General features: G+C 34.2%; 16 protein-coding genes. 12 read left to right on the top strand and 4 right to left on the bottom strand.

Annotation, left to right across the window (positions count from 1 at the left end; all coding sequences use genetic code 11):
- Window positions 1–223 precede the first annotated feature (223 nt).
- The gene (locus EHC72_RS13270) at window positions 224–3256 is read left to right on the top strand and encodes a VIT domain-containing protein (protein ID WP_131538195.1); all 3033 of its coding nucleotides are present in this window, start codon (window positions 224–226) and stop codon (window positions 3254–3256) included.
- A gap of 200 nt (window positions 3257–3456) precedes the next feature.
- Here EHC72_RS13270 and EHC72_RS13265 read toward each other — a convergent pair whose 3' ends face one another.
- Window positions 3457–3978 (bottom strand): 5' nucleotidase, NT5C type, encoded by a 522-nt coding sequence (locus tag EHC72_RS13265; RefSeq protein WP_233166973.1) that lies wholly within the window; start codon window positions 3976–3978, stop codon window positions 3457–3459.
- Between the two features lie 144 nt (window positions 3979–4122).
- Here EHC72_RS13265 and EHC72_RS13260 point away from each other — a divergent pair, with 144 nt between their 5' ends.
- The 5 genes from EHC72_RS13260 (at window position 4123) to EHC72_RS13240 (ending at window position 7844) form a co-directional block, all read left to right on the top strand.
- On the top strand, window positions 4123–4695 hold the full coding sequence (locus tag EHC72_RS13260; protein WP_131538194.1) for a 30S ribosomal protein S16: 573 nt from the start codon (window positions 4123–4125) through the stop codon (window positions 4693–4695).
- A 183-nt stretch (window positions 4696–4878) separates the two neighbouring features.
- Window positions 4879–5406, top strand: a complete 528-nt coding sequence (gene rimM, locus EHC72_RS13255; protein ID WP_131538193.1) for a ribosome maturation factor RimM — start codon at window positions 4879–4881, stop codon at window positions 5404–5406.
- 35 nt (window positions 5407–5441) lie between these two features.
- A complete protein-coding gene (trmD, locus tag EHC72_RS13250) occupies window positions 5442–6116 on the top strand; it encodes a tRNA (guanosine(37)-N1)-methyltransferase TrmD (RefSeq protein ID WP_131538192.1) in 675 nt (224 codons plus the stop codon).
- A gap of 138 nt (window positions 6117–6254) precedes the next feature.
- Window positions 6255–6602, top strand: coding sequence for a 50S ribosomal protein L19 (gene rplS / locus EHC72_RS13245; protein ID WP_131538191.1), 348 nt, complete (start codon window positions 6255–6257; stop codon window positions 6600–6602).
- A 69-nt stretch (window positions 6603–6671) separates the two neighbouring features.
- Window positions 6672–7844 carry a mechanosensitive ion channel family protein gene (locus EHC72_RS13240; RefSeq protein WP_131538190.1) on the top strand — a complete coding sequence of 391 codons (1173 nt, stop codon included), beginning with the start codon at window positions 6672–6674 and terminating at the stop codon, window positions 7842–7844.
- Between the two features lie 77 nt (window positions 7845–7921).
- On the opposite strand, the gene EHC72_RS13235 is transcribed toward EHC72_RS13240, so the two are convergent.
- The gene (locus EHC72_RS13235; RefSeq protein WP_131538189.1) at window positions 7922–8581 is read right to left on the bottom strand and encodes a phosphatidylserine decarboxylase family protein; all 660 of its coding nucleotides are present in this window, start codon (window positions 8579–8581) and stop codon (window positions 7922–7924) included.
- Between the two features lie 192 nt (window positions 8582–8773).
- Between EHC72_RS13235 and EHC72_RS13230 the strand changes: the two genes are divergently transcribed.
- The 3 genes from EHC72_RS13230 to EHC72_RS13220 all read left to right on the top strand — a co-directional run bounded on the left by EHC72_RS13230 (window position 8774) and on the right by EHC72_RS13220 (window position 12581).
- Window positions 8774–9049: a hypothetical protein gene (locus EHC72_RS13230; protein WP_131538188.1), complete on the top strand. Its 276-nt coding sequence runs from the start codon at window positions 8774–8776 to the stop codon at window positions 9047–9049.
- Between the two features lie 102 nt (window positions 9050–9151).
- On the top strand, window positions 9152–9958 hold the full coding sequence (locus tag EHC72_RS13225) for a GLPGLI family protein (RefSeq protein WP_131538187.1): 807 nt from the start codon (window positions 9152–9154) through the stop codon (window positions 9956–9958).
- Between the two features lie 61 nt (window positions 9959–10019).
- Entirely contained in the window at window positions 10020–12581 is a 2562-nt protein-coding gene (locus EHC72_RS13220; protein WP_165585825.1) for a carboxypeptidase-like regulatory domain-containing protein, read from the top strand.
- Here the strand turns inward: EHC72_RS13220 and hpt are convergent.
- Together hpt and EHC72_RS13210 are read right to left on the bottom strand one after the other, a co-directional pair.
- Window positions 12578–13117: a hypoxanthine phosphoribosyltransferase gene (gene hpt, locus EHC72_RS13215; protein ID WP_131538185.1), complete on the bottom strand. Its 540-nt coding sequence runs from the start codon at window positions 13115–13117 to the stop codon at window positions 12578–12580. The genes EHC72_RS13220 and hpt overlap by 4 nt on opposite strands.
- Window positions 13118–13158: 41 nt before the next feature.
- Window positions 13159–15312 (bottom strand): transglycosylase domain-containing protein, encoded by a 2154-nt coding sequence (locus EHC72_RS13210; RefSeq protein WP_131538184.1) that lies wholly within the window; start codon window positions 15310–15312, stop codon window positions 13159–13161.
- A 131-nt stretch (window positions 15313–15443) separates the two neighbouring features.
- On the opposite strand from EHC72_RS13210, the gene EHC72_RS13205 reads away from it, so the two are divergent.
- The 3 genes from EHC72_RS13205 to EHC72_RS13195 are packed head-to-tail and all read left to right on the top strand — an operon-like array spanning window position 15444 to window position 17494.
- Complete coding sequence (locus EHC72_RS13205) at window positions 15444–16520, top strand: Mrp/NBP35 family ATP-binding protein (RefSeq protein WP_131538183.1); 1077 nt, start codon at window positions 15444–15446, stop codon at window positions 16518–16520.
- Window positions 16521–16554: 34 nt separating this feature from the next.
- Window positions 16555–16800, top strand: a complete 246-nt coding sequence (locus EHC72_RS13200) for a NifU family protein (RefSeq protein ID WP_131538182.1) — start codon at window positions 16555–16557, stop codon at window positions 16798–16800.
- Window positions 16801–16852: 52 nt separating this feature from the next.
- Window positions 16853–17494 (top strand): peptidase associated/transthyretin-like domain-containing protein, encoded by a 642-nt coding sequence (locus EHC72_RS13195; RefSeq protein WP_131538181.1) that lies wholly within the window; start codon window positions 16853–16855, stop codon window positions 17492–17494.
- The last annotated feature ends 612 nt before the right edge of the window (window positions 17495–18106 follow it).

Here is an 18106-nt window from a genome sequence, read left to right as displayed (position 1 = left end):
CATTCTTTTTCTATTAGACCGTAAGATATATAAAAAGTTACATAATATTATAAAATTGATTGTTGTTTTTATTTGGTAACGCCTGTACTGCTGTTGTTTATGTAATATCTTATGCAATAATTTTTTTGTTTTTTAAGGCTGAAAGTTTAGTCTAAAACCAGAAGACAAAAAATAATTTATGTAATCCGTATAAATTCTGCATCCCTATTAAAAAAACATCGTTATGAAAAAGTTTAAAGCCATACTCCTATTGCCCCTTTTAATACTGGCAACCACTTTACAGGCACAAATGCCGGTACTTAAAGTTCAACAAGCAGAAAATGAAGCGCAAAAACAAGCAGTTAGCTTAAAAAAGTTAAATATTGATGTGCAGATTACCGGAAATGTTGCTACAACAATTATGACGATGACTTTTTATAATAATAGCAATAGGGTTTTAGAAGGCGAATTAACCTTTCCTATGCCCGATGGTGTAACCGTTAGTCGATATGCTCTTGATATTAATGGAAAAATGCGTGAGGCTGTTCCCGTAGAAAAAGCAAAAGCCACAGAAGTTTTTGAAAGTATAGAACGCCGTCGGGTAGATCCAGGTTTGCTTGAAAAGGTGGAAGGAAATAATTTCCGTACCCGTGTTTACCCACTACCAGCTAAGGGTAGCAGAACCATAATTGTTGGTTATGAGCAACAACTTAATTTTAATAATGGTAATGCACTCCAATATCATTTGCCTTTAGGGTACAGCCAAGCTATAGAAGATTTTACCTTGAAAACGACAGTTTTTGAAAGCGTAATAAAACCCGAACTCGTGGAGCAACCTGATGGAACATTTAATTTTAAAGCCAATGGTAATACCTATGTAGGTGAAATTAAAAAAACCAATTACGAGCCTAAAAATGGATTAACAATTAGTTTACCAAAACGTAGTGATTTGCCAGAGGTACAAATGCAAAAGGCATCAACAGGCTATTATTTCATGGTTAATGTTTTTCCTAAAACACAAAGTAGACCAAGGCAGTGGGCAAACCAATTAGGTTTGGTCTGGGATTGCTCTTTAAGTGGATTGCAACGCGATGTAAAAAAAGAAATAGAGCTTTTAAATTTAATTGTAAAACAGAAACAAAACCTGACGATCCAATTAGGGCTTTTAAATAACAATTTTAAAAATGCAGGAACATTTATAATTAAAAACGGCAATTGGGATTTATTGAAAAGGAAACTGGAGACAATCGTTTACGATGGCGGGACTAATTTTAGTGCCATAAATGAAAAAGCCTTTCAGGCAGATGAGTATCTATTCTTTTCCGACGGTTTATCCACTTTTGGTAAAAATAGCGTAAGTCTAAAAAAACCTGTTCACACTGTAAATACTTCTTTAAAGGCTGATTATAGCACTTTAAAATATATTAGTTTAAAAACCGGAGGACAATTTATAAACTTAAATGCCGCCACGGTTGAAACCGCTTTTAAACAACTTAATCAAGAAAATTTGCAGTTTTTGGGCATCAAAAATAATGCGGATATAAGAGAAGTTTACCCATCAATGCATGTTAATGTAGATGGACAACTTTCTCTCGCTGGAATTTTAAATGGTTTCAACACTTCATTTATACTACAGTTTGGTTTTGGAAATAACGTGGTTTTAGAAATCCCAATTCGCTTAAATGCCACAGAACATACTTTAACAAGTGTTGATGTAAGACGGGTTTGGGCGCAAAAAAAGATTGCTGAGATGGATATTCAATATGACACCAATAAAGAAGATATTAGTGCTTTAAGCAAGCAATTTGGTATTGTAACAAGAAATACCAGTTTAATTGTTTTGGAAAATCTGGATGATTATCTACGTTATGACATTATACCGCCAGCCGAATTAAAACAAGATTATGATGCCGTAATAAAACAACGCCGTGCAGATATTTTGGAACGCAAAAATGATTTAATAAATGCTGCGGTTGTTATGACTAAGGAATTAAAAACCTGGTGGAACACAGACTTTAAATATGTTAAAGAGATTAAAGGAAAAGAGAAATACCCAACGGTTGATGGTGAACCTTTAGCAGATAGAGTTATAGTAAGTGAATCGAGAAGCGAAAGACCTCAGGGATCGCCACCACAAGTTGATGCGATAAGAATGCCTGCGCCTGTAGCTGCGGCGAATCAAACGAGTAGAAGAGAATCTGAAAGTAAAGCCCTACAAGAAGTAGTTGTAGTAGCATCTTCTCAAGCAGTTCAAAAAAGAAACATGAGTGCCGCTTCAGTTAGTTTACAAGGAAAGGTTGCAGGTTTACAAATAACAAATGATAAAATAAGGACTAGAATGGGTGAAACCATTCAGCAGCCAACTATTGTTATTCCCGAATTTAAAAGTGATAAAGATTACATGAAAAATTTGAGCGGAACACCCGATAGTGCTTACCAAAAATATCTTTCAATGAGGCCAAATTACATCAGTACGCCAATGTTTTATTTTGATGTAGCAAACTGGTTTTATCAACAAAAAGATGATGCAAGAGCATTAACCATTTTAAGTAACATTGCCGATTTGGATTTGGAAAATGCTGATTTATACAAAACACTTGCCTATAAGCTTAAGCAAACAGGCAATTATGCAGAAGAGATTTTTGTTGCAGGCAAAGTTTTACAATGGCGCCCAATGGAATCACAAAGTTACCGAGACTACGCTTTGGCATTGGCCGACGCAGGACAATATCAAAAAGCGCTCGATTATTTGTATAAAGTTTTAACACAAAGTTATAATTCGCAAACGGCTGATCGAGATCAGGGAATTGAAGAAATTATCATTTCGGAAATTAATAATTTAATTACCAACCACGGTGATAAATTGAATGTAAGAGGAATTGATAAAAGAATGATTTTTCCTTTGCCAGTTGATGTTAGAGTAGTGTTAAACTGGAATAAAAATGATACCGATATAGATTTATGGCTTACCGATCCTACTGGTGAAAAAGGATATTATAGCAATCCAAAAACCAAAATTGGAGGACGAATTAGTAACGATTTTACCTCTGGTTATGGTCCTGAGCAATTTATGATTAAAAAAGCCATAAAGGGTAAATATAAAATTGAAGTAAACTATTACGGCGATAGGCAAATTAACATTAGTGGCCCTACCACGGTTACTGCCGAAATTTATACACGATATTCAACAGGGAAGCAAGAAAGAAAAGTAATTGTTTTGCCGATGGATGCAAGCAACAAAAACGGCAACTTAATTGGAGAATTTAATTTTAATTAAGTTTTATACCCAACAACCACGTTAATTTAATTATTAAACAATGAAAGCGGATTAAATGTAATGCGCTTTCATTGTTTTTAGCTTTTATAAAGGAGCAAGCTCATGTGTTTTAAACTTACTTTGTTGTTAAGCGGGAATTTAGCGAAAAGCCCGACTGCAGAATGTAAAAGCTGCGGAGCCTACGCTTTCAAATCTATTGGTTACAACAATTTTTCTTCAATTTCTACCCAGCTGCTTACTCTTTCGTAATCGGTAATGAGAAGGTTGTGCGGAGAAGTATATAAAAGCGGACGGCCTTTAAAATTGGTAAAATTCTTAATGCGATCGTCAATCAAGAAATCAGCCTCAATAATTTTATTGCCACAAAACATAATGTGTTGCCAATCTATAAAAGGAAAGTGCTCGGCTAACCAATCGTACTTATCAGTTAATGAGTTTCTAAATTCCATGGCTGCTGAAACGATGTAAACATCATATTTTTCTTGCAGCGCTTTAATTACACGCTGGCTATCTGGAATAACCTCTAAATCTCTAAAAAAGCCTGGTTCATTAATATAGTCGAACCATTTTCGATTTACATCTTCGGGCACATGTTTATATATTTCATTTCCAGGCTCAATAACCAAATCTAATGGAACACCGTAATCGCGGTTATAAAGTTTAATAAATTTTGGGATAACGTCAGCTATCACCTCATCCATATCAATGGCAATTCTTTTCATATTGTATCAGCAAATATTTTAGCGTAAATATCTCTAAAACAAAGAAATTAAACTATGTTTTTAATTTACAGTATTTTAGTTATCTTTGCAGCCCGCAGCACGAAGCTCCGGGAACTATGTTGAATACATAAATACAATTGAAAAATGGCAACTAAAATCAGATTGCAAAGATTCGGTAAAAAAGGGAAACCTTTTTTCCACGTTGTGGTAGCAGATTCTCGCTCTCCACGTGATGGTAAATTTATTGAGCGTTTAGGTTCATACAACCCAAACACCAATCCTGCAACCATCGAAATTAATTTCGAAAAAACTTTAGCTTGGGTTAACAGTGGTGCTGAGCCAACTGATACCGCTCGTGCTATCCTTTCTTACAAAGGTGTTTTATACAAAAAACACTTAGAAGGTGGTGTTAAAAAAGGAGCTTTAACTCAAGAACAAGCAGATGCTAAATTTGCGGAGTGGTTAGACGCTAAAGCTGGTAAAATCTCTGGTAAAACAGAAGGTTTAGCAAGCTCAAAAGCTGAAACTCGTAAAGCAGCATTAGCAGCAGAAGCTAAGAAAAAAGAAGATAGAGCAGCAGCAATCGCAGCTAAAAATGCACCAGTTGCAGAAGAAGTTGTTGAAGAAGAAGCTACTGAAGAAGCACCAGCTGTTGAGGCTGAGGCTACTGAAGAAGCTCCTGCAGCAGAAGCTACTAAAGAAGAAGGCGCAGAATAATTTAAATTATTTTGTTGCACAGAAAATAGCGTTCCGACTTTTCGGAACGCTATTTCTATTTAAAAGAAAATTTTATTCAGTACCGTTATTACGAAGCACAAAGCAATCTAATTTGTTCAAACAAACAGATTGCGACATCAGTTAAAAATCATATTCGTAATGAGGAACATAAGGCAGTGATGTATGAAACACGAAGAAGCATTTTACATAGGTTACGTTACAAAAACCAGAGGTTTAAAGGGAGAAGTTCAGGTATTTTTTGAATTTGATGAGTACGAGCAGCTGGAATTTGATATTATTTATGCAGATATGAATGGTAAACTTGTTCCTTATTTTGTTGCATCGGCAAAACTGCAAGCAAATAAAACAGGATATTTTAATTTTGATGACGCAGATCATATCGATAAAGTGCAACCGCTTTTAAAAAAGAAACTTTATTTGCCTTTAGCGCAAATGCCAGAGCGTGATGAAGACGAGTTTTTCTACACAGATTTGAAAGGTTTTTTAGCTACAGATGAAACATTAGGTGAGCTTGGAGAAATTATAGAGGTAAACGAATACCCACAACAGTTTGTAGCAACCGTTTTATATAAGGAAACCGAAATCCTTTTTCCGCTTAATGAAGATTTTATTGTAGAAATTGATGACGAAGAAAAAATATTAACGCTTGATTTACCCGAAGGTCTGCTTGATATATATCTTGAAAAATAAGCCCATTTATTCTCTTATTTCAAAATTTTAACTTTATGCGTTTCGATATTATAACGGTTTTACCCGCTTTGCTTGATAGTCCTTTTGCCCACTCTATTTTACAAAGAGCACAAACAAAGGGTATTGCCGAAATTGTTGTTCACAACCTCCGAGATTATGCAACAAATAAACAAAAAAGTGTAGATGATTATCAATACGGTGGCGGTAGTGGTATGGTAATGAGCATTGAGCCATTTGCAGCCTGTATTGAAAAATTGCAGGCAGAACGTACTTATGATGAGATTATATTCATGAGTCCTGATGGCGTTACGCTTAACCAAAGCACCGCTAACGAGCTATCCATTAAAAAGAACATCATTATTTTGTGTGGGCACTATAAGGGCATAGATCAGCGCATACGCGATATTTTTGTTACCCGCGAAATATCTGTTGGCGATTATGTTTTAAGTGGAGGAGAACTGCCTGCTGCAATTGTGGTTGATGCTGTGGTGCGTTTAATCCCTGGTGTTTTAAATGACGAAACCTCAGCCCTATCAGATAGTTTTCAAGGCGATTTGCTAGATGCTCCGGTTTATACAAGACCTGCAGATTGGCGAGGACATAAAGTGCCCGATATTTTATTAAGCGGTCACGAAGCAAAAGTGAACGAGTGGCGCCACGAACAGGCTCTGGAGCGCACTCAGAAACGTCGTCCTGACCTTTTGAAATAGAAGCAATTAACATAATCGAATGTGGAATTCATAAAGATTGTGGAAAAAATTAAATTAGACTTTTTTATATCAAAAATTTTCCCTAATATTGCAATCCGATTTTCAAGGTAAAGAATATCGGTTTAATAGCTTAAAATCATGGATTTAGTAAAATTTGTTGAAGAGCAGGCCATCGCGAAAAAAGATTTTCCTGCGTTCAAGTCTGGCGATACAGTGAGCGTACACTATAAAATTCGCGAAGGTAATAAAGAACGTGTTCAAATTTACCAGGGTGTTGTTATACAACGTAACAGCGCAGGTGCTAACGAAACTTTTACGGTTCGTAAAATGAGTAACGGTATTGGAGTAGAGCGTATCTTCCCTTTCAGTTCTCCTAACATCGAGAAAGTAGAAGTTAACAGTTATGGTAAAGTTCGTAGAGCGAAATTATTCTACTTACGTGCATTAACTGGTAAAGCAGCTCGTATCAAATCTTTAAGAAAATAATATTCTTTATAAAAAGATATAACCTTCACGATTACTCGTGGAGGTTTTTTTGTTTATATATTTGTCGCCATGATGAATTCTGAATTTTTCAACCAGGTTTTTTGGGGGAATAGTATTAGGGCGTATTTTCTTTTTGGCACTATATTGCTGCTCGGACTTATATTTAGAAGAATAGTTTCTAAACTTTTAAGTAAGCTCCTTTTTAAGCTTTTTAAAAGCTTTTCTCAGCAAGGACATGATGATACTTTCGTTTCGTTATTGTTAAAGCCTATTGAGGTTTTTATCCTGTTTTCTACCCTTTACCTTTCTATAAACCAACTTAGGCACCCGCTTGAAGTAACGGTATTTCATTACAGCAAGCTTGTTGGAAAAGTAAAAGAGCAAATTCCAGTTTCATTAGGAGATTGTATTGATCGGATTTTTCTATTTCTGATTATCTTATCCATTTTCTGGATTATCCTGAGGATTATAGACTTTATATCGCACGTTCTTTTATATAGAGCATCCTTAACAGAAAGCAAAGCTGATGACCAATTGGTTCCTTTTTTAAAAGAACTGTTTAAAACAATTGTTGTATTTATAGGCTTTTTTACCCTTTTAGGATTTGTTTTTGAGGTAAACGTGCTTACGCTAATTACCGGTTTAGGAATTGGCGGTATCGCTATTGCACTTGCAGCCAAAGAAAGCCTTGAAAATTTAATTGGTTCATTTACTATCTTTTTAGATAAACCTTTTACCGTAGGCGATTTAGTAAAAGTTGATGGTGTAGAAGGTACAGTAGAAAAAGTTGGGTTTAGAAGCACTTTAATTCGTACTACAGAGAAAACAATGGCAACTATCCCTAATAAAGGAATGATTGATGGCGTTTTGGAGAATATGAGTTTAAGAAACTTTAGAAGGGTTAAGTTTTCTTTCGGCATTACTTATGAAACAGATGCACCAACCATTAAGAGAATTGTGGATGAAATAAAAACTTACATTAGGCAACATCCAGATACAAGCGACGATGGTAATGCTTATTTTGAGGGTTTTGGTGATTCATCGTTAAATATTGAAGTGATTTACTTTGTTTCAATTACAGCTTATAATGATTATCTGGCAATAAAACAGGAGATCAATTTTAAGATTATGGAAATTGTAATGACCAATAAATCTGATTTTGCTTACCCAACGCAAAGATTAATCAGTGATAAATCTGCTCCTGTAGCTGATAAGGCACCTGGAAATGATGCTACAGATTAATAAATAGACATTAATTAGGCATAAAAAAAGCGATTTGGATAGTCCAAATCGCTTTTTTATTTAATTATATGCCGTTGTTAGCTTAATTCTGCTAAAGTGGTTATCCCACCTTTAACTACATCGTTAAGCGCAACATTTACTTTAGTTCCAATGGGAAGGAAAACATCAACTCTTGATCCAAATTTAATAAAACCGAATTGTTCTGTTTGTACCACCTGATCGCCTTCTTTTACATACCATACAATACGACGGGCCAAAGCACCAGCAATTTGACGGAATAATACAGGAGTTCCGTTTTTGTGCTCTACCACGGTTGTTGTACGTTCATTCTCTGTAGAAGATTTAGGATTCCAGGCTGCTAAATATTTACCTGGGTGATATTTGAAAAATTTAACCACTCCAGAAATTGGATTACGGTTAATGTGAACATTTACTGGCGACATGAAAATTGAAACTTGTAAACGTTTATCTTTAAAATATTCACCTTCTTCAGTTTCCTCTATTACAACTACTTTCCCATCCGCGGGGCAAATTACCAAGTTTTCGCCAGAAGAAAAACTCCTGTTCGGATTACGGAAAAACTGTAAAACAATTATGAACAATGCTGCTGAAAAAATATAAACAAACCAGCGTAACCACGTTACATCATAATATTTGTAATCAACAAATGCGTTAATGATAAAAATAAATAATATGCTTAAAGCTATAGTTGTATAACCTTCTTTGTGTATAGTCATTGTGTTATTTGATTGTTGAGCAAAGGTGCGAAAAATAAATTAAACTGTATATTAAGCTTAACAAAGGTTTTTATTATTCTCTCTAATTTTTAATTACCTTACTGAATATCCCATTAAAAATTATGAGATAAGCCTTACTTTATGTAAGTTTGAGTAGACCTTATAAGCAACCAAAATCCTAAAAACTCAATTATGAAAAAACTACTAATCTTAATGGCTCTCATCGCCATATCTTTTGCAGGTTTTAGTAAAGAAAGTAAAACCACAAAAAATTCTATTAAATATAAAAAGGTCAAAACCATTAAAAAGACAACGGTAAAGAAAAGAATGGATTGCTACCCTGTGCAAATTAATGCCAGTTGCGGAACGTTTTTTGAAACAATGTGTAGTGAAGGGGGAACACCCAAAGAAAGACAAGAAGCATTTGAAGTGCTAAGTGATATGTATGATAATGCCATTTGCGGTTAATTAACTAACAATTGCTTATAAGGTTTAATTACCTAATTTATAAGGGTTAGGTTTAAAAGCTATAACTTTATTAATAATTAATAAGTAAATACTCATCTTGTAATGAAAAGATATTTTTTTGTTGTAATCGCTGGTTTTCTTTTTTTCCATGTAAAAGCGCAAAAGGGAGAGCAGGCTTTAATAACTGTTTTTTATAAGTTTAACCATTTAAAGGATACATTGGATAAATCGAATTTATACAAAGAAAGAATGGTTTTATGGGCAGGCAAAAATATTTCTGTTTATAAAAGTTATGATAAGATAGTAAATGATTCTATAAAAAATACATCTGTGCAGGATGATGGCAAAGGCGGTTACGTAATCAATACAGCCAACCGCAAAAAAACCATAGGTACACAGATTTTTAATTATGCTGCCGATAAAAAAATAGTTGTTTTAGAAAAGCTTATTAAAACCTATGCCATTAATGAAGCTTATCCTAATATAGAATGGAAAATTAAAACTGATACACTTACTTTATCAGGAATTAAATGCCAAAAGGCAGAGGCTGTTTTTAAAGGCAGAAACTATACAGCCTGGTTTGCTCCAGATTTACCTTATAACACTGGGCCTTGGAAATTGTGTGGGTTGCCAGGCTTAATTCTACAAGCGTATGATGATAAACATGAAGTAGAGTTTATGTTTGATGGATTAAAACAAGCGAAAACCATTGAAACTATAACTATTCCAGCCGCTGCGATAGTTGCCACGCAAGCAGATTATAGCAGATTAATTGATTTGTTGAGAAATGATCCTAATGCTTTTTTCGCTCAAAATGAAGTTAATGGGGTAAGGCTTTCACCAAATAACCCCGATTTATTTAAGAACGCAAAGAAAACGGAAAATAACCCTATTGAGTTAAAGCCTTAATGCGCCAAAAAAAGAGTCTTTTCTTTTTATTATTTAGTTTGTTTAATATTTCATGGGGCTTTTGTCAAGATTATATCATGGAATGGTTACAGATTCATTAAGCAAACCCATAGCTTTTGCCAATGTTGCGCTGCTTAATAATGGTGTAATTGTAAAATATACTCAAAGTAATAAAGAAGGGCAATACACCTTTAAACAGCAAGAAAACAGCAATGTGGTGGGTTTACAGCTGCAATTTACATCTGTAGGTTTTGAGAAAAAAGTAATAATAATAACGGCAGCACAAAAAACGTACAATGTTATACTAAAAGCTTCCAGTTTTATTTTAAACGAAGTTTTAGTTAAAAGTAAGCCAGCTCCTATTCAAAAACGTGGCGATACAACCAATTTTGATCTTTCCTTTTACAAAGTTCCTCAAGATCGGGTTGTGGAAGACGTTTTAAAAAAAATCCCAGGAATTGAAATTACAGAAGCAGGAAAAATAAGCTACAACGGTAAATCAATTACCAGTTTTTTTATTGATGGCGATAATCTATTAGATGATAAATACACTTTAGGCACTAAGACAATTCCTTCAGGGATAGTAGATACACTGCAAGTTTTCGAAAACCATCAACCTATAAAAGCGCTTAATAAAATTTCGCCAAGCGATAATGTTTCTTTAAACCTCGTTTTAAATCCAAAAGCAAGAATTAAAATTACAGGTTTGGCTAATTTAGGACTGGGATCAAATGAGCATTTTAAGGAAGAAACAAATTTAATGAGTTTAAAAAAAGGCTATAAAACTCTAAATTTAATTAAATACAATAGTGATGGTTACGATCTATCCAAAGAAATTACTGCACAAAATTTTACCGAAAAAAATGCAGATTTAGGTCGAAATACAAACTATCCAACAATTGATTTAAATACAATTACTTCACCCAATTTAAACTCAAACAAATATTTATTTAACAAGGCGTTTCTTGCCACAAGCAATCAATTGTTTAAGCTTAATAATGATGTTCAGTTAAAACTTTCTGGTCATTATTTTAGAGATATGCAGAAAAGTGCTTTCTCCAGATTAACGCAACAAATTATTCTGAATGATACAATTCGCTATTATGAAGATCAGAACCAAAACAATAATCCGCAAAGGTTTGAGCTTAGAGGCGATTTAACCATTAATAAAAAGGAGTACTATTTTAGTAATACCTTGGTTTTTAAAAATGAAACCTCAAATACCAATGCTTTTGTTTCGATAAATGCTAACCCAATAAATCAAGCTTTAAACATAAAGCCATACGAGTTTTACAATGAGGCAAAATATATTAAACCCATTCAAAATGATAAGGCATTAGAATTTTTCTCTTTCATTAGTAAATCAAATAATGATCAAAATTTAAATTTAACTCCTTCTGTTTTTAACGGATATGAATTACAGCACATTAAAACGCCTCAATTATTTATAAATAATAGCCTATCTATAAAAGTATCAAGTGGCAAAATTTTTCAAGAGTATAAAGTTTCTCATACTTATGATGAAAAGGAAATTAATTCGGACATAAATAATATTTCTTCAAATCAGTTGGGGAATAATTTAAAGTGGAAATATAATAAGCTTCAATTTAATCCTTCGTTTAGTTATGTAAATGAAAAAGTAAAAATATCACTGGCGCTACCTGTTAATTATAATGATTTTATTTTTAATGATAATTTGTACGAAAGTAATCACGATTATAATAAGTTTGCTTTTGAGCCTAAAATAGCCCTTAAAATTAATCAGGGAAGAGAAAACAGAGTGACAGCCCAATATCAGTATAAAAAAGATTTTGGAGATGCCAATACGCAGTATCAGGGCTATATATTATCAAATTACAGAACCCTTAATGCTTACAGTGCTAATTTTCTATCTCAAACCAATACCCACAATTTTTCTATAGGTTACAACTTTAGCAAAAGCATAAGTCTTTTCTCTTTTAATGTTTTTGGTTTGTATAGTATAAAAGAAAATAACGCTATAAGTCAAATCAATTTTAATAATTTCAATCAAACAACACTGCAGCTTCCGTTAATTAATTACAATAGGAATTTATTGTTAATTGGAAACTCTAATAAATACATTTTCGAGCTAAAAACAACGCTAAAAGCAAATTTTGCTTTGCAGCAATTTTATAGTAATCAGGTGCTTAATGCGCAACTTTTACCATACAAAACAACGGTATATACTTATGGTTTAGGCACAGATACCAAGTTTAATAATTGGTTTTACATTAAATACGGAGCATCTTATGTTCCTACAAGATCTAAAACAACGCCACTTGATTTAGTAGCGCAGATGAACACATTTATAAATCAGAAAATGGAATTGGTTTTATTGCCTGTAAAACCCGTAATTTTTAAAGTGAATGTTGAGCATCAATTTTATAAAAGTACAAGCAGCAATGCTTCGAACTATTTATTTTTGGATGCCAATTTAAATTGGAAGTTTGCAAAAGCCAGGCAAGAGCTAACGTTCTCAGCAATTAACCTGGCTAATATAAAATCTTATCGCACAAATTATCTATCAGCATATACTGAGGCAAATTCAAGCTATCAGCTATTGGGGCGCTTTTTTCAGATAAATTATATTTTTAATTTTTAAGACGTGGCTCTGTAAATGTCAGTTAAATTTCTGCCAAGTCCATTATAATCCAAGCCATAACCTACCACAAATTCATTCGGAATTTCGAAACCGATGTATTCAAGTTCTTCTATTTTATGTTTTAATGAAGCTGGTTTTAGCAAAAGCGAGCATACTTTTACAGATGCAGGATTTTTAGCCTTAATGGTTTTTAAAATATGGGTTAAAGTAAGCCCAGTATCTACAATATCTTCTACAATTACAATATCTCGGCCTTCAATATCATTTGGTAAGCCGATCAGCTCTTTTACAGTTCCACTACTTTCCGTTCCCTCATAAGAAGCTACACGCATAAAGGCGATTTCACAAGCGCCACTAATTTCTTTAATTAAATCGGCCATAAACAGAAAGCTTCCGTTTAAAACGCCAATAAATAAAGGACATTTGCCTTCATAATCTACATTCATCTGAATGCCCAGCAACCTGATACGCTTATTCAGATTATCATTTTCTAAAAATATCTCAAATTCTTTATCCTCTACCTGAATCTTATGCATGGTTTGTTTAAATGTTTAATAATTTATAAAAGGCGAGTAAACTAACCACCATTTTGTTGTTCACGCTCTCTCCTTCGTTGCTCTCTCCGCTCCTGTCTTAATTGTTTTTTAGTTTTGGTGGTATCTGCCGGATTATTGATTTGTTTAGTCACAGTATCCTTTTTAGAGCCACCACCAAAAATACGATCAAAAAGATTTTTGTTATGATCCTGCATAATTACCGGTGGTGTATCGCCATCCTCATCAAAGGCATTGGTATCAATAGCAACGGTATCAGGTGTTAAATATTTGCGCAATCCCTCACGCAATCTAACATTGTAAAAACCATAACCAGAAGTATCTGCAGGAGTTAAACCTCTTCTGGCCATAATATTACCCATGTACCTGAAATAGTTAAATAAGTATGGCTTTAATCCCCCATCGCCACCAAATTTGTACATGGCAGCCTTTGGTTTAGGTACAATGTTAGCCAAAAATATTCCTTCGCCAATGGTTAAATCCGCAGGCTGTTTACCAAAATAATATCTTGAAGCCTCGCCAATACCATAAATATTTTGACCAAGTTCCATAATGTTGAAGTAAACCTCAAGCATTCTCTGTTTACTTACCAAGTGATTGTGTTCTATTAGCCAAACAATTAAAATCTCTTCCGCTTTACGGGCAAGTGTTTTTTGACGACTTAAATAGACGTTTTTAACCAATTGCATGCTAATAGTACTTCCGCCACGCTTAAATTTTTTCTCTTTATAATTAACCGCAATTGATTTTCGGATAGATTCTTCAACAAAACCATTGTGTGTAAAAAAGGAAGGATCTTCGGCCGTTAATACCGCATTTTTAAAGTTTGAAGAAATAGAGGTAAGTGGTGTAAAGTTAGGATTTGGCGGGCCAATGGTGATATCACGCATAGGTTTGCCATACTCATAAGGTGTGTATACAAATGTGTTGTTAATTTTTTGCAGATTTGTTTTACCCCACTGCAAAATTTTGAAATCCACCGGTGTTAATGTAGAATTAAAGCGAACACTATCTGGCGTTTTGCTATCTAAATAAAAGTTTAAGTTATATTTAATTTTGCCCTTAACTTTTAAACCGTCCAAAGATTCGAATAAACCTTGCGGAAAAGCATCAAAAACAGATTGCGCATCTTGCTCCTCTGCCTTTAATTTCAGTTCATAAATTTTATTAGGGCTTAGCGTATATTTTACATAAGGATGGATGGATGCATTTTTTAAAAAGGCAGTCGAAGTGCTATCCAAAGCCACATAATTTTTACCAACTAATACATCTGCATCAAGTTTAGCGCTTTGTACAATAATATCATTGCTGGCAATTCTGGGCTGGTTAATCAGCATATTTTTAACAGACCATGAACCAGAAATTTTAAAATCATCACCACTATAACCTGCATCTTTTAATTCGGTTTGCAGTGTATCAAAGCTTAATTTAGCATGCAGTTTATTATTTAAATAAGGCAATTCTAATTTTTTGCCGTCAGCATAAGCCCTAAAGCTCAATTTCTTTTTGCCCGGTTTTACCAGTCCATCTACATGCCAGGTTGCTTCGCCATTGTTAACGTTGATGCTTGATTTTAAATCGCCGCCATCAATTGTTGCGGTAGTAGCAAAAGAAAGTTTAGCAGTATCATTATCATTAACCCTAAAAACCATGTTTTTCATATCCATATCGTCAGGAATTTTGTATAAAACCTGGTTTAATATGTTGCTGGCAATTTCAGATAAATCTGCTTTTCCTTTGTTTTCAGTATTGTCTTTCTTTTTTCTTTTGAGTAGAAAATCTATATTGGTTGTGGAGTCTTTAAGTACAATGCTTACAAAACCATCATTTAATTTTACTTCGGATAGTTTAACATTGCCAAAAATAAGTGGGAATAATTTAACGCCAACGCTCAGTTCACTAATGTGAGATAGTGTATCACGATCCTTCGGAACAACTGTTATTTGAGTCATTTTTACGGTACTTAACCCCGTGAAGCCAGCAGAACCGATTTTAATATCCAGGCCATAATCTTTATCAGCCTTTGCAATGGCTTTCGCCATCATTTTTTTTAGTAACGCCTCTCTTTTACTATAAGCAACCGCCCCTAAAGCCATGCAAACAATTAAAAAAACACCCAAAACCCAGGCCCCGATTTTTAAATATTTTTTAGGAATGTTAATTTTTGGTATCCGCATATAGTCGTAAAAATGGTTAATTGCTTAAACGTAACAATTAAATGTTTATTTCGTGTTAAAATTACAGTTAAAAACCCTAAATAAAAGTATATATGGCTATGTTTTGTTAATTTTGAATTTAAATTTATACAATGCAAATTAGCTCACAGCAAGTTTTAGATGCCCTTAAAAATGTTGAAGATCCTGATCTGAAAAAAGATTTGGTTACCTTAAACATGATTAAGGATTTACATATCGTTGATAAACAGATTAGTTTTACACTTGAATTAACCACGCCAGCATGCCCAATGAAGGATATGTTGACGAATGCCTGCACCAATGCCATTAAGCATTTTGTTTTGGCAGATGCTGAAGTTTCAATTAAGGTTACTTCGAGGGTTACTCAATCTATCAGTTCTTCTTCTTTGGATAACATAAAGAATATTATTTTAGTTTCATCTGGCAAGGGTGGCGTAGGTAAATCAACTGTAGCGAGTAATTTGGCTGTTGTTTTGGCAAAAGATGGTGCTAAAGTTGGCTTAATTGATGCAGATATTTATGGTCCATCCGTACCAACTATGTTCGATTTGGTTAACGCAAAACCGGGCGCTGTTGAAACGGCTGATGGTAAAACCAAGATTTTGCCTATTGAAAAATACGGTATAAAGTTATTGTCATTAGGTTTCTTTGCAGATCCAGATCAACCTGTGCCATGGCGTGGGCCAATGGCATCAAATGCGATTAAACAATTATTTAATGATACCAACTGGGGAGAATTAGATTATCTAATTGTTGATCTTCCACCGGGAACGGGCGATATTCACATTACCATTACCCAAAGTTTTCCAATTGCTGGCGCAGTGGTAGTTACTACGCCACAACAAGTGGCTTTGGCTGATACGAAAAAAGGATTGGCGATGTTTAAAATGCCAGGAATAAACATTCCGGTTTTGGGCGTAATAGAAAATATGTCTTATTTTACCCCAGCAGAATTGCCGGATAATAAATATTACATCTTTGGAAACGGTGGCGGAAGGAAACTTGCCGAGTATTTTGATGTTCCTTTTTTAGGTGAAATTCCGATTATACAAAGCATTGCAGAAGCAGGCGATAGCGGTAAACCAGTGGCTTTGAATCAAAATCCTTTGCTGGATGCTGTATTTGGAGATATTGCAGGCAAAATAGCACAGCAGATATCTATAAACAACGCACTGCCGGCTAATTGCTAAAAAATTACTATTTTTATACTTTAAAAAACATATAATGAATTTAACAGAGCAGGTAGAACAGGCATTAGAAACCATAAGACCATATTTAATTGCTGATGGTGGGGATGTTTCTGTTGAGGAAATTACATCAGATAATGTAGTAAAACTAAAACTTTTGGGTAATTGCGGTTCTTGCAAAATGAGCTTTATGACCATGAAATCAGGTATTGAACAGGCTATTATGAAAGCTGTTCCTGAAATTACCTCGGTTGTAGCTGTCAACATGGCTGAACAAGATTAGCTTTAACAATATTTAACAGGCAGTTTTAAGTAATAAAATTACTTTTGTATTAATGAGATATTGTATTACCCTTCTTTTGCTTATTTTTTCGGTAACTGCTTTTGCACAACAAAAGCCAGTTCAGGATAAACTTATCCAGTTTTCGGGTATTATTACGGATATTGATAGTACAAACGTAATTCCTTACGTAACCATTACCAACCTTTCGGCTAAAAGTAAAAGAGTTGCTGCAGATTATCGTGGCTATTTTACTTTTATTGTAAACCCAGGTGATACCATTTTATTTACCGCAATTGGTTACAAAAAATTTTCTACAGTAATCCCGCAAAGTCAGCCTGATAGTAAGTATACGATCATGGTAAAACTAAAGGCTGAAGTAATTAATTTACCTTCGGTAAGGGTTTTTCCTTGGGCAACTACAGAAGAGTTTACCCGTGAGTTTTTAACAATGAAACTCGCGGATGATGATATGGCTATTGCCAAAAAGAACCTTTCAAGGTCATCTATTGATGGTTTAATTCAAACCCTGCCTCGTGATGGGCAGGAAATTGGTAGCCAAAACTACCGCTACAATTTCGACAGAATGATTAATAAGAACATGGTTCAAACTAATCCTTTGTTAAACCCTTTTGCATGGGGTAAATTGATGCAACAAATCTTCGACGGCGATAAGAAAAGAAATACGGATAACTAGAGGTTGATTAGGCTTCTAGTTTATTCAGATTTTATCAGCCAGAACTGTTAGTTTGGTGGTCTCCACCCGATTGCCTTAAAAAGAAAAATTGCGAGCTGGCACTTTTGATGCCAAAAAGAAAGAAGCCCCGCTGCAGCTGAAAAAGAATTGTCTTGCCATGTCTACTAGCGATAAAGATTGCCTGTCTCCGTCAGGCAGGCTTCATGCCTTCAAAGGATTGGGTGGTTGTTCTAAAGCCCAAAAGTATTTTTTATACAAAATACTAACTCAGGTTATAAATACTTTTTAGAAACGGTTTAAATTTTGTCAAAAATGATTGTCCTTCTGAACTTGTTTCAGAATCTATCTTGAAAGACCCTGAACTAAACGACGTAGTCCTCTTGAAGACAAAAGCAACAATAACTGCTACTGAAAAATTCAGGGTGACGGAGTAAAACGCTTACTGAAATTTAAACAGTTTTTTAATATACAAGACCTTTGTAAGGTTGAAAATGAAAGATGTAGTTTTTTAAATACTGGCTGCGCAATATAATTATTGGTTTTGTGTGTTATTACAGAATTAAATAGTTATAATTGACCTTGGTATTTCCCACTTTTTGGTGTTTAATCTTA

The sequence above is a fragment of the Pedobacter nototheniae genome (assembly GCF_004335085.1).
Classification (GTDB): Bacteria; Bacteroidota; Bacteroidia; order Sphingobacteriales; family Sphingobacteriaceae; genus Pedobacter; species Pedobacter nototheniae.
This window is presented reverse-complemented; position numbering and strand designations above follow the sequence as displayed.

Coding starts and splice junctions, on each gene's coding strand:
- EHC72_RS13270 (WP_131538195.1), top strand. CDS start 224: ATGAAAAAGTTTAAAGCCATACTCCTATTGCCCCTTTTAATACTGGCA.
- EHC72_RS13265 (WP_233166973.1), bottom strand. CDS start 3,978: ATGAAAAGAATTGCCATTGATATGGATGAGGTGATAGCTGACGTTATC.
- EHC72_RS13260 (WP_131538194.1), top strand. CDS start 4,123: ATGGCAACTAAAATCAGATTGCAAAGATTCGGTAAAAAAGGGAAACCT.
- rimM (WP_131538193.1), top strand. CDS start 4,879: ATGAAACACGAAGAAGCATTTTACATAGGTTACGTTACAAAAACCAGA.
- trmD (WP_131538192.1), top strand. CDS start 5,442: ATGCGTTTCGATATTATAACGGTTTTACCCGCTTTGCTTGATAGTCCT.
- rplS (WP_131538191.1), top strand. CDS start 6,255: ATGGATTTAGTAAAATTTGTTGAAGAGCAGGCCATCGCGAAAAAAGAT.
- EHC72_RS13240 (WP_131538190.1), top strand. CDS start 6,672: ATGATGAATTCTGAATTTTTCAACCAGGTTTTTTGGGGGAATAGTATT.
- EHC72_RS13235 (WP_131538189.1), bottom strand. CDS start 8,581: ATGACTATACACAAAGAAGGTTATACAACTATAGCTTTAAGCATATTA.
- EHC72_RS13230 (WP_131538188.1), top strand. CDS start 8,774: ATGAAAAAACTACTAATCTTAATGGCTCTCATCGCCATATCTTTTGCA.
- EHC72_RS13225 (WP_131538187.1), top strand. CDS start 9,152: ATGAAAAGATATTTTTTTGTTGTAATCGCTGGTTTTCTTTTTTTCCAT.
- hpt (WP_131538185.1), bottom strand. CDS start 13,117: ATGCATAAGATTCAGGTAGAGGATAAAGAATTTGAGATATTTTTAGAA.
- EHC72_RS13210 (WP_131538184.1), bottom strand. CDS start 15,312: ATGCGGATACCAAAAATTAACATTCCTAAAAAATATTTAAAAATCGGG.
- EHC72_RS13205 (WP_131538183.1), top strand. CDS start 15,444: ATGCAAATTAGCTCACAGCAAGTTTTAGATGCCCTTAAAAATGTTGAA.
- EHC72_RS13200 (WP_131538182.1), top strand. CDS start 16,555: ATGAATTTAACAGAGCAGGTAGAACAGGCATTAGAAACCATAAGACCA.
- EHC72_RS13195 (WP_131538181.1), top strand. CDS start 16,853: ATGAGATATTGTATTACCCTTCTTTTGCTTATTTTTTCGGTAACTGCT.